Raw genomic sequence first — 12,013 nt, 5'->3', positions numbered from 1 at the left:
GTTTTTTTGTTTCGGCCTTTTTCACCCTTCAAAGGTCGAGTGCCGAGAAGCGATCGCCTGCCGCCAGGAAAGCTGCCGGATTGCCGGGCTTGTCATGCCGGCGGATCTCGTAGTGGAGATGTGGACCTGTGGAGCGACCGGTGGAGCCGACATTGCCGACGAGATCGCCCGCCAGAACGTGGTCACCTTCCGATACCTGGATGCGGCTCATATGAGCATAGCGGGTGACGAAGCCGTTCGCATGACGGATCTCCACCATCTTGCCATATCCACCATTACGTCCCGCGCTGATCACTGTGCCGGGTGCCGTTGCGAATACGCGTGCGCCGTAAGGGGCCTTGAAGTCGATGCCAGTGTGCATGGCCAGCCGGCCCAGGAACGGATCAACCCGAGGACCGTAGGTGCTTGACACGGAGCCGTTCCGGACCGGCCGTTTGATCGGCAGACGCAGTGCGGTAAATTTCACGCGTCGCAGTGTGTCCAGGGCTGTGTTTGCGCGGTCCAGGCGGTCTGGAAAGTTCTCGTCGTTGATCGGCTGGAACGGGCCGCCGAGGGAGGTCTTTTCACGCAGTGTGGCGTTGAGTCCGGGCGTGATAGAACGCGTGATGCGGAGGATGTCCTCAATACGGCCTTCCGTCGCGATGGTGATCGCATCGACGGCCGCCGTACTTTCTTCGTCCATCATGGAGATGTCGGCCTTTACCGCGTCGAGGGCAGCCTGTTTCTCAGAGTTTTTTTTTACGTCGGTATCCGGCGTTGCGGTATCGGTTGCCGGCTGCTGCAGAATAGCCAGTGGATCGAAGGACCTTGTGGAACCGTCGCGCAATCCCAAGGCTTTTACCGGTTCCTCGATCAACTCGCTTTCGCCGCCGATTGCAGACTTGTCGCTACCATCCAGAGAGGCGAGGTTGCGCTCGTCGAGTGAAGGTTTTTCCGGGGGCAGGGGCTTGTCGTTGCTGAGGTAGATGCCGACACTTTCCGCCCTGGCAACAAGGTCGGCCACGATGGCATGGCGCTGATTGAGGTCTTGCTGCCGGCGCAGAACATCCATTACCTGGATCTCGACGGTTTCCCTGTCGACCATCTGGCGGCTCGTCAGATTTGCAATCTCGGTACGCAGGCGGTCGATGTGGTCCTGATACTCCAGCACCAGCTCGGTTCTTTCAGCGCTGGCCTCGGCCATCATGTCACTGCGCAGGGCGTAGTAGCCAATTGTGCCTGCAACCGCCAAGGTTGCCGTCACGCAGCCGATTGCACCGCAAATAAGATGAACTGGCCTTACACTGTACGTGGTCGTCTTCTCGCCCTTTTCCAGAACCGGATGATGTGGCTCTGTCCGGGGGGCTTGATAGGTCCGCGTCGATTCTTGGCGCTGTTGCATTGTCACTCAGTCACTGCCTGCATTCTGCAAAAGATCTGAGCCTGATTAGAATTTGGTAAGGTTAATAATTCGTCTTCACGGTTGTGAAATTTATCCGATGAGAGGCGCAAGAGGCTTGTAAAAACCGGGAGTTAGTCCGGCTTCGGACCGCGCGCGATCGTTGAAGGGAGGTTTTAACGGACCCCTGAAGTGACGGCGCACGTAGGTGTGGAATGCCGACTCAGGCCTGATTCCCTGCCGGTCACACAGAAACCGGAACCACTTTGCGCCAAAGGCGACATGGTTTTTCTCGTCCCGATAGATGATGTCGAGACATTTGGCGGTGTCTTCGTCATCGATTTCGCGGGCTTTTTCGATCATCGGTGGCGTGATGTCGAGGCCTCTTGCCTCGAGTACCAGCGGGATGATGGCAAGGCGAGCAGCAAGGTCGTGTCCGGTGTCCTGCGCTGCCTGCCAGAGACCGTCGTGGGCAGGCAGGTCTCCGTAGGTGGCGTCCAGTTTCGCCAGGCGCTCCTGCAGCATGGCGAAATGCTTGGCTTCCTCAAGCCCGACTCGCACCCAGTCGTCATAGTAGGACCTGGGCAGCCTGACGTGCGCGAAGCGTCCGATCAGATCCCATGTCAGGTCCACTGCGTTGAGCTCGATGTGTGCCAGGGAGTGAATCAGGGCAAGGCGGCCCGCCTTGCCCTTCAAGCTGCGTTTTGGCATGTCTCGCGGTGCAAGCAGAACAGGTTTTTCCGGCCGGCCCGGCCGATCCGGCATCGCACCATCTCTCGAGGGAGATCCGAGAGCGAGTTCACGCTGAAACCAGGCCCTGGAAACAGCATAGGCAAGCCGCACTTTTTCGGCTGTATCGGAAGCGCACACGATCGCTCGCGCTCCGGCAACCAGAGTGTGCGGCAAGTTGTCCCTTCCGGTCACCATCTTGGCGCTGCCGGTTGCTGTTTCCAGTGGGGAACTCACAGGGCCCGCGCAGCCTCAAGAACGGCATCCGCGTGCCCTGGAACTTTCACCTTGCGCCAGATCTCGGCGATCTTGCCGTCTGCACCGACGAGAAAGGTGGTGCGTTCCACACCCATGTATTTCTTGCCGTACATGGATTTTTCGACCCAGACCCCGTAGGCCTCCGCGACTTCCTTTTCCGTGTCCGCCCCCAGTCTGATCGCCAGATTGTGCTTGGCGATGAACTTGTCGTGTTTGGCGGCTGTGTCAGGCGAGAGCCCGATAATGGTCACGCCAAGTTTGGCAAATGCATCGGACTGTTCAGTGAAGGCAATAGCCTCCTTTGTGCAGCCCGGCGTGTCATCCTTGGGATAAAAATACACTACGACGGGTTTTCCTTTGAGGGCGCTCAGCGACACCTTGTTGCCGCCATCCCCTTCTAGTTCGAAATCCGGTGCGACATCCCCGACGGCCAATTCGCTCATCATGCCTTCCTTCTGTCAAAGTTTGTGCGTTAATGCCGGTTTCCGGCTGCGTCTACAATGGCTGCGGTCGCTTTTAGCAAAGCTTTCGCAGTATCATCAATCGCTCAGCGACTCGTCCGGAGCTGCAGTGAGGTAACCCGGCGCTTTGCTCCGAACCCGAACCCAAGCGCCTGTCTTACGCATGCAGGCGAAAGATTGGATTGACGTATTTGCCTAAAACCGGCGGATCTCAGGACACGGCCAAAGTGACGCCGAAAAAACGCAAGCGCTTGCGCTACGTCGTCGCCGCCGTTCTGGTTGGTCTTGTTGCCGGCATCGCCATTCTGTTTGCAACCGGGCCGGTGCACATTCCGCTTCTAGGCAGCCTGCTGGCCTATCAAGGCACCCGAGGGCAGGTTGAACTTTCCATCGGCAGCGCCAGTGTCGATTTTACTGCGCCGGACGGCATCAATATCCTGATTTCGGATGCCAAGGCGGAGATCGCCGGTGGGTCACCTGTAAGCATCAGTCTTCCTGAACTGACTGCGCCGCTGAACCGGGATGCACTGCTCTCCGGCAAGCTTCATTTTTCGTCTCTAATCCTGACAAGGCCCCATGTGCGGATTGTCCTGGCTGGCGGGCCGGCGAAGTTTCCGGAAATGGGGCCGCTCATGGAAGCCGTCGACAGGGTCAGCGATGTAGTGGACGACCAGTTTGCCCGCCGAGGCCTCAGCTTCGTCAAGATCCGTGACGCTTCTTTCGAGTTGGCCGGTTCCATCCCCAGACGATACCGAGGCATTGACGCGGATATCCTGCGTGACGACAACCGTTCGATACGGGCGTTCGCGCGAGTTGCCGGCAATATCTCCACCTGGAGACTGGAGCTTGCGCGCAACGCCCCGCCGGGTGCGAATGCCAAGAGCATCGGGGTCGTGGTCAACGGAATCACCCTTGCCGAACTGCTGGGGCCAAACGCGAAATCGGTGCAGGGCAAGGGGCTGGGACTCCCGGCCTCCGCCAAAATCGAGAGCAGACTGACAGGCGATGGCAAGTTCGTCTCCGCCAATGCGGTTGCGCGTGTGCGCAACGGCTGGTTCCAACTTGGCAAGACACTGGTCGCATTTGACGATGCAGCACTGTCCCTGTTGTTCGAGGCGGGACAAGACGCAATTGAAATTACCAGTTCGCACGTCATTCGCGGCAATTCACGCATCTTCTTCACGGGGTCTGTTTCGCCGGTTGCTGGTGATAGTCCGGAGTGGCAGATCAATCTGGATTCGGAATATCCGCAGTTCGGTTCAGCCGATGTTCCCGAAGAGCCGCATATGCTGGACGGCGTCCAGATTCGTGCGCGTTTCGATCCGCTTGAAAAATTGCTCTCCGTCGACCGCTTCACTGCTCGCTCGGGCAAGGCCGTCGTGCATGGTGTCGCTTCGTTGCAGATTACACCGGAAGGACCTTATCTGGCGCTGGCCGCTGATGGGGAGTTGATACCGGTTGCAGTGGCAAAGCAGCTCTGGCCGATCACGCTTGTGCCGCCGGCGCGCCGCTGGATCATCGAGCGCCTGAAAGGTGGCTTGATCGAGACCGTTTCCTATACGGGCGCGCTCCGCCCGCCGGCATTTGATCCGCGGGATCCGGACCCGGGCTGGGCTGGGGACGACATGCGCCTGGACATGACGTTTTCCGATGGTGCAGTCACGCCTGTTGGGGACGTTCCGCAGATTGATGGCCTCGACGGTACGCTCACAATTGAAAACGAGACACTGACCGTGACTGCGACAGGCGGAACGGCGACGGCCTCAAGTGGTGGCGAGGTTACCCTGCCGGATGGTGTCTTCGCGATCCAGAACCTGCCTTTGCGGGACGGCAAGATGGCAAGCGTGAAGACCCGCATGGAGGGATCGGCGAGCGACCTTGGTGCGATGGTCAACAGTGCGCCTTTCCGCGTGCTGGACCGGGCTGATCTCAAGAATGATGGCGTCGAAGGGGCGGGAGAACTTGAAATCACGGCTTCGTTTCCCTTGGGCAATGAAATCGATCTTGCCGATATCGACTGGCAGGCGACAGGCCGTCTGACGAATTTCTCGGACAGCAATCCGATCATGGGGCACGCGGTGCGCAAGTCGGATGTTGCGCTGGAGGCCAATAAGGATCAGGTCGCGATTACCGGCAAGGGGATACTCGACGGATTGCAGGCCGATATCGACCTTGTGGTGCCCTTGGGCGAATCCGGTGTTGCGGCACGACAGGATGTTGTTGTTGCGCTCAACGCGAAGCAGCTGAAAGAGAAGGGGGTGGATCTGACCGCCTTTCTCCAAGGCAACATGACGTTGAGCGTTGCAAAGGTCAGTGACGGACAGGAATTCGTCATCGACCTGAAACAGACGGATGTCCGGCTGCAGGCGCTCGGTTGGCAAAAAGCCAAGGGTGTTCCCGCAACGGCGTCTTTCAAGCTGGTTGAGACGGACACACAGCGCCGCGTGAAGGATTTCAAGCTGGTATCAGAGGGCGTCGATGTTGCCGGTTCGATGCAACTGTCGATGGCCGGCGATCTTGTCAGCGCATCGTTCAATACATTCAAGCTGCGCCCTGGCGACAATGTCGAAGTCGATATCCAGAAGGCGACAGACGGACGCTATGACATCATCTTCGCCGGATCTTCCTTTGACGGACGCGGCCTGATCAAGAGCATGCGGAGCCCCGGCGGCAGCAAGGGAGCCGGTGATTTTTCGGGCGGTGCAAGAATTGCCGCCAATATTGACCGTGTCACCGGGTTCAATAATCAGGCGATCGAGAAATTCTCGGGCAAGATCGATACCGGTGCCAAGGGACTGGTCTCTGCGGACTTGAAGGGACTTGTGAACGGCCGTGCGAATTTCGAATTCACGGTGACGGACCAGGGCGGCACGCAGGCGGCAATTGGCCGTTTTGCAAACACAGGCGCAACACTGCGTTTCCTTGACCTCTACAAGCGTATGCGCGGTGGAACCGGGGTCCTGAATGTGGCAATGGCCGACGAGAACAGCTGGGTCGGCGATTTCAACGTGCGTTCACTGCGGATCACGGAAGATCCGGCCATTCAGCGTATCCGCGAGCAGAACCGCTCTAATCGCATCCCGGACGGGCGTGCGATCAATACCAACGAAGCTGCGGACACCGCCAGTTTCGAAACGCTGGATATCAATTTCTCACGGGAAGGCGAATTGCTGACCATCAGTCGCGGGGCTCTCCAGGGCAACGCACTGGGAGGAACTGTCAGTGGCTCGGTGGATCTGTCGCAGCAGACGCTCAACCTTACCGGTACCTTCGTGCCGATCTACGCTCTCAACAATTTTTTCGCCAAGATCCCGCTGCTGGGCTTTGCGCTCGGTGGCAATTCCGGAGAAGGCCTGATCGGTGTGACCTATCGCTTGTCTGGTTCGGTGTCCGACCCGGTGCTCTCGGTCAACCCGATTTCGGCGATAGCACCGGGCATTTTCCGCAAGATGTTCGAGTTTCAGGCGAACTGAGCAATCGCACCAGCCAATGTCTGGCGGACCAGGTTGCTGCCGAAGGCCTTTGTTCCTGTCACTCTTATTGCCGAACAAAAAAAGCCGGGCGGTGCCCGGCTTTTTATCAGTTCTGGAGTGCTTCAACTCAGACCGGCTTCAGGAGCACGTGCTTTTTCTTGCCGAGCGACAGTTTGACGATGCCGTCACCGGTCAGGTCAGCAAGCGTGATCTGGCGCTTGTCGTCCTGCTCGCCCTTGTCGTTGATCTTGACCGCGCCACCCTTGATGTTGCGGCGGACGTCTCCATTCGAAGCGCACAGGCCCGCACTCACGAATGCGGATAGCACACCTATGCCGGCTTCCAGTTCGGCCTTGGCAATTTCCACCGTCGGCAGGCCTTCGGCGGACTGACCTTCTTCAAATGCCTTGCGGGCGGTCTCGGCAGCAGCTTCAGCGTTTTCCCGACCATGGATCAGGGCAGTCGCTTCCGTTGCCAGTATCTTCTTGGCCTCGTTGATCTCCGAGCCTTGCAGTGCCGCAAGACGTGCGATTTCGTCCATTGGAAGAACTGTGAAGAGCTTCATGAAACGCTCCACGTCGGCGTCTTCCGTGTTGCGCCAGTACTGCCAGTAGTCATAGGCGGAAAGCTGCTCTTCGTTGAGCCACACAGCGCCGGCGGCGGTCTTGCCCATCTTTGCACCCGACGACGTGGTCAGAAGCGGAGAGGTGAGGGCAAAGGCTTCGACTTCTGCCAGACGGCGAACGAGATCGGTGCCGGACAGGATGTTGCCCCACTGGTCGGAGCCGCCCATCTGTAGCCGGCAACCGGTGCGACGGTAAATCTCCAGATAGTCGTAGCCCTGCAGGAGCATGTAGTTGAATTCGAGGAAGGACAGATGCTGTTCGCGTTCCAGGCGCAAGCGCACGCTGTCGCGCTGGATCATCTGGTTGACCGAGAAGTGCCGGCCGATGTCGCGAAGGAAGTCAACGTAATTGAGCTTCAGAAGCCAGTCCGCATTGTCCAGCATGATGGCGTCTGTCGGGCCGTCACCGAAGGTGAGAAGTTTTTCGAAGACCTTGCGGATGCCGGCCTTGTTATCCTCGATCAGCTCTTCGGTGAGCATCTTGCGGGATTCGTCCTTGCCGGACGGATCACCGACGCGCGTGGTGCCGCCGCCCATGAGGGCAATCGGCCGGTGGCCGGTCTTCTGAAACCAGTGCAGCATCATGATCGGCACGAGAGACCCGGCATGAAGGCTCGGTGCGGTGCAATCGAAACCAATGTAGGCCGTTACGGTTTCTTTCGCGCAAAGCTCGTCCAGGCCCTTTGGGTCCGAGATCTGATGAATGAAACCCCGTTCTGAAAGAACGTTTAGAAAGTCCGATTTGAACTCGCTCATAGTCGCCTGTCCGTCCGTCTTGTGTGCCTGCCGGCATTCCTGCGGTCGTGCTCTAGCGCGTGCCGCAGGACTTGTAAATTGCGCCTGTCGGAAAATCAGGACGCTGCAGCGCTCTGCCGCTGGTTAGTTGCCGACCTGGCCGTTGGCGCGCACCTTCACGCAGACGAATTTCAATTCGCCCCCCTCCCAGGCAAGGCGCATGCCTTCCGACAGTGTCCGCGGAACGGCTTCGCTCAGTGCGGCCTGACATTCCGCTTCATCCTGAAAAGTGCCTTCATCGGCGACCGGCCAGACATTGGGACCGCTCAAAAGCTGAATGGATACGGCCATAATCACCCACATGGATAACTCCTACTTATTTGTGAGACCCCAGGTCCCCAACGTTTTCCCAACACGCTCCGGCACACACTCTGGCGAAAGTGACGCAGCGTGATTACAGTCACAGCCAACATAGCAGGCGGCGCCTACATTCAATTCATCAGCAGCGCAACGAAAGCCGCTGTTCAACAATTGAAAGGAGCCGTCATGTTTCGCAAGTTTGCAATAGCCGCCGTCGCAGTCGCCACCATGGCAACCGCTGCCGTCACCATTACCCCGAACGAAGCTCATGCCAAGAACCGTCATGGTGGCGCGATTGCCGCAGGTGCCATCATCGGCCTTGCTGCCGGCGCTATCATCGCCTCCCAGGCTCAGCCGCGCTACTACCAGCCGGTCCGCTGCCAGAACCGGCCTGTGACCCGCTGGAGCCCTTATCATGGTCGGTATATCGTCGTCGGATACCAGCGCGTCTGTTACTGATCTCATCCACAGCACAAGCGAATGGCCTCCTTCGGGAGGCTTTTTCGTCTTGAGATTTGGTTGAACCTCCTTTTCAACACTGGACAGTGAAATTATTCGTCCGGTGTTCCATGTCTTCCTTTTCCTCGCTCTCTCCCACTCGCGTTCATGGCCTCATATGCGGCACTCTGGAACCCGGCCCCCTGAATACCCTTGCGGACATCGATGGTATTGCGGTTGGGCACAGAACCATGTGCGAGGGCAACCTCAGAACCGGTTTCACGGCAATCGTGCCGCACCCGGGCAATCTCTTTCGCGAGAAACTTCCTGCCGCCGTCGAGGTGATCAACGGCTTCGGAAAGAGTGCTGGTTTGATACAGGTCGACGAACTCGGGACACTGGAAACGCCGATCCTTCTGACCAACACCTTTGGCGTTGGAACCGGTGTGAACGCGCTCATCCGCAGGGCAATTGCCGAAAATCCTGAAATAGGCCGGTCCACAGGCACTATCAATCCCGTGGTGATGGAGTGCAATGACGGCTACTTGAGCGATATTCAGGCAATGGCCTTGAGCGAAGCCGATGCGGAAGCGGCTCTGAAGGCTGCAGGTTCGACGGTGGAGCAGGGCAGTGTCGGGGCAGGGACGGGCATGAGCGCGTTCGGCTTCAAAGGCGGTATCGGTTCGGCCTCGCGCGTCTTTGAACTTGGAGGCCGTCAGCACAGACTTGCCGCCCTGGTGCTTGCCAATTTCGGTCGCCCCGGAGACCTTGTCCTGCCGGATGGACGCAGACCGCATCCCAAGGAGGCGCGCCATAGCGAAGAGCGCGGTTCGGTCATCGTTGTTCTGGCGACTGATGTGCCTCTTGAAAGCCGGCAACTGAAACGCATTGCCCGCAGAGCCGGGGCGGGTTTGGCGCGTCTGGGTGCCTACTACGGCAATGGAAGCGGCGATATCGCACTTGCCTTTTCAACTGCCTGCAAGATTGCTCATTTTGAGGAATGCGATTTTATCGTTCGCGATATTCTCAAGGAAGACAAGATCGATGTCCTGTTTCAGGCCGCAGCTGAAACGACGCAGGAGGCTGTACTCAATGCGATGATTGCGTCTCCCGCCATGCGTGGGCGGGGGCGTAGCAAACGGCCGTCTCTTGCCGATTGGCTTGACGGGCGCGCCTAGGTCGCTCGCGATTTTCTCGTGGGGCTTGTCAGGCTGGCCAAGGCTGCTTGAGGAACCGTCGGTGGTAACCCACTCACTCTTGCGCTGAGACATGGAAAGCGGGTTGCTCGGAAAACAAAAAGGCCGGGCAAATGCCCGGCCTTTCCGCTTGTTTGAACCCGAAGGGATCAGACAGAGTAGTACATGTCGAATTCGACCGGGTGCGGGGTCATTTCGAAACGCTCGACTTCTTCCATCTTCAGTTCGATGTAAGCGTCGATCTGGTCGTCGTCGAACACGCCGCCGGCTTTCAGGAACTCACGGTCTGCATCGACTGCTTCCAGTGCTTCGCGCAGGGAGCCGCAAACGGTCGGGATTTCTGCAAGCTCTTCGGCCGGAAGGTCGTAGAGGTTCTTGTCCATCGCGTCGCCCGGGTGGATCTTGTTCTTGATCCCGTCGAGGCCGGCCATCAGCAGAGCGGAGAAGCAGAGGTACGGGTTCGCGGACGGATCCGGGAAGCGAACTTCAACGCGCTTAGCCTTCGGAGAAGCGGTGAACGGAATACGGCAGGAAGCCGAACGGTTACGCGAGGAATAGGCCAGCAGAACCGGTGCTTCGTAGCCCGGGACCAGACGCTTGTAGGAGTTGGTCGACGGGTTGGTGAAGGCGTTCAGGGCCTTGGCGTGCTTCAGGATACCACCGATGAAGTACAGGCAGCTTTCCGAAAGGTCGGCATACTGGTTGCCGGCAAAGGTCGGCTCGCCGTTGTTCCAGATGGACAGGTGGCAGTGCATGCCGGTGCCGTTGTCACCGAATACCGGCTTCGGCATGAAGGTGGACGTCTTGCCGTAGGCATGTGCGACCTGGTGGACGACATACTTGTACTTCTGCATGTTGTCGGCGCAACGGGTCAGGTGATCGAATTTCATGCCGAGTTCGTGCTGTGCAGCAGCCACTTCGTGGTGATGCTTTTCTGTCGGAACGCCCATTTCGGCCATGACGGACAGCATTTCGGAACGGATGTCCTGTGCGCTGTCGATCGGCGGAACCGGGAAGTAACCGCCCTTCGTGCGCGGACGGTGGCCCAGGTTGCCGGTTTCGTACTCGGAACCCATGTTGGACGGCAGTTCGGAGCTGTCGAGCATGAAGCCGGTGTTGTACGGGTCGGCAGTGAAGCGGACGTCGTCGAACATGAAGAATTCAGCTTCCGGGCCGACGAAAATGGTGTCGCCAAAGCCGCCGGACTTCACGTAGGCTTCTGCCTTCTTCGCGGTCATGCGCGGATCGCGGTTGTAGCCTTCACCGGTGACCGGGTCGACGATGTCGCAGAAGATCGCCATGGTGGACTGTGCGAAGAACGGGTCGATGTGTGCAGATTCCGGATCCAGGATCAGCATCATGTCGGACTCGTTGATGGCCTTCCAGCCTGCGATTGACGAACCGTCGAAAGCGACGCCTTCAGCGAACATGTCTTCGTCAACGAGTACTACGTCCATGGTGACGTGCTGCATTTTACCCTTAGGATCGGTAAAGCGCAGGTCGACGAATTTCACGTCTTTTTCCTGAATCTCCTTAAGGATTTCAGCGGCAGTGGTCATAATGTCCATCCCTTTAGTTTTTCATGTGAACGGTTGGGTACTGTTCCGGCCCGGCAGAGTGTCTTAAATTTGGCTCCGTTGCGTGGGACCGGAATTCGGATTGCCGGCGAATGCCGGAATGGGTGGGTCAGATAGCGTCTATGCCGGATTCACCGGTACGGATACGGACTGCTTCTTCGATATTTGAAACGAAAATCTTGCCGTCGCCAATGCGGCCTGTTTGCGCAGCGGATCTGATTGCGTCAACGGCTTTCTCGACCATGTCGTCGCCAAGTACAATTTCCACTTTCACCTTCGGCAGGAAATCCACGACATATTCAGCGCCGCGATAGAGTTCCGTGTGGCCTTTCTGACGGCCGAAGCCCTTGGCTTCCGTAACGGTGATGCCCTGGAGACCGACCTCTTGCAGAGCTTCTTTGACCTCGTCCAATTTGAAGGGTTTGATGATCGCTTCGATCTTTTTCATCACCTTGTGTCTCTCTCCACTTTTAAGGCCGGATAATTTCGGCGTGCCCTTTTCCGATCCTGCGGGACAAAACGACCCGGTCGGGCCCGGAAGGGACCGTTGCAAGCTATAAAGCACGATGTGTGCCAAACGGCCATGACAACCCGTAAATTTTACCCGCGCTGGGAAATCCGCCACTAAAAGCGGCAAATTCTATCAGCGGGGTGGTGGTCAGTCGCCTATCCCATTTGTCATATGATCACAAAATAAGCAAAGAGCCTAAAAAATAGGCTGAATTTTAGCAATCGGATGAGATTGCCCTGCTCAGTGGTTGCATGATTTTGCACAATCTCAAG

General features: G+C 57.9%; 10 protein-coding genes. 3 read left to right on the top strand and 7 right to left on the bottom strand.

Annotated elements, in window-relative coordinates:
- Positions 1-28: 28 nt before the first annotated feature.
- The 3 genes from ACVDG9_RS13515 to bcp all read right to left on the bottom strand — a co-directional run bounded on the left by ACVDG9_RS13515 (position 29) and on the right by bcp (position 2,808).
- Positions 29-1,381 carry a M23 family metallopeptidase gene (locus tag ACVDG9_RS13515; protein ID WP_022998406.1) on the bottom strand — a complete coding sequence of 451 codons (1,353 nt, stop codon included), beginning with the start codon at positions 1,379-1,381 and terminating at the stop codon, positions 29-31.
- 90 nt (positions 1,382-1,471) lie between these two features.
- A complete protein-coding gene (locus tag ACVDG9_RS13510; protein WP_055654549.1) occupies positions 1,472-2,305 on the bottom strand; it encodes a ferritin-like domain-containing protein in 834 nt (277 codons plus the stop codon).
- Positions 2,306-2,340: 35 nt separating this feature from the next.
- Positions 2,341-2,808 carry a thioredoxin-dependent thiol peroxidase gene (gene bcp / locus ACVDG9_RS13505; protein WP_062491612.1) on the bottom strand — a complete coding sequence of 156 codons (468 nt, stop codon included), beginning with the start codon at positions 2,806-2,808 and terminating at the stop codon, positions 2,341-2,343.
- Between the two features lie 245 nt (positions 2,809-3,053).
- Between bcp and ACVDG9_RS13500 the strand changes: the two genes are divergently transcribed.
- Positions 3,054-6,299, top strand: a complete 3,246-nt coding sequence (locus ACVDG9_RS13500) for an AsmA-like C-terminal domain-containing protein (protein ID WP_447238191.1) — start codon at positions 3,054-3,056, stop codon at positions 6,297-6,299.
- Between the two features lie 127 nt (positions 6,300-6,426).
- On the opposite strand, the gene tyrS is transcribed toward ACVDG9_RS13500, so the two are convergent.
- Both tyrS and ACVDG9_RS13490 read right to left on the bottom strand, forming a co-directional pair.
- On the bottom strand, positions 6,427-7,680 hold the full coding sequence (gene tyrS, locus ACVDG9_RS13495; RefSeq protein WP_022998410.1) for a tyrosine--tRNA ligase: 1,254 nt from the start codon (positions 7,678-7,680) through the stop codon (positions 6,427-6,429).
- A gap of 123 nt (positions 7,681-7,803) precedes the next feature.
- Entirely contained in the window at positions 7,804-8,022 is a 219-nt protein-coding gene (locus ACVDG9_RS13490; RefSeq protein WP_022998411.1) for a hypothetical protein, read from the bottom strand.
- 183 nt (positions 8,023-8,205) lie between these two features.
- Here ACVDG9_RS13490 and ACVDG9_RS13485 point away from each other — a divergent pair, with 183 nt between their 5' ends.
- Together ACVDG9_RS13485 and ACVDG9_RS13480 are read left to right on the top strand one after the other, a co-directional pair.
- Positions 8,206-8,478: a hypothetical protein gene (locus ACVDG9_RS13485; RefSeq protein ID WP_031268405.1), complete on the top strand. Its 273-nt coding sequence runs from the start codon at positions 8,206-8,208 to the stop codon at positions 8,476-8,478.
- Positions 8,479-8,588: 110 nt separating this feature from the next.
- Positions 8,589-9,635, top strand: a complete 1,047-nt coding sequence (locus tag ACVDG9_RS13480) for a DmpA family aminopeptidase (RefSeq protein ID WP_447238190.1) — start codon at positions 8,589-8,591, stop codon at positions 9,633-9,635.
- A gap of 167 nt (positions 9,636-9,802) precedes the next feature.
- On the opposite strand, the gene glnA is transcribed toward ACVDG9_RS13480, so the two are convergent.
- Positions 9,803-11,212: a type I glutamate--ammonia ligase gene (glnA, locus tag ACVDG9_RS13475; RefSeq protein WP_055656579.1), complete on the bottom strand. Its 1,410-nt coding sequence runs from the start codon at positions 11,210-11,212 to the stop codon at positions 9,803-9,805.
- Positions 11,213-11,339: 127 nt separating this feature from the next.
- Positions 11,340-11,678 carry a P-II family nitrogen regulator gene (locus ACVDG9_RS13470; RefSeq protein WP_006934743.1) on the bottom strand — a complete coding sequence of 113 codons (339 nt, stop codon included), beginning with the start codon at positions 11,676-11,678 and terminating at the stop codon, positions 11,340-11,342.
- Positions 11,679-12,013: the final 335 nt, after the last annotated feature.

Source organism: Roseibium sp. RP-7, from assembly GCF_053005225.1.
The sequence above is the reverse complement of the archived record's forward strand: the minus strand, read 5'-3'. Positions and strand labels throughout refer to the sequence as shown.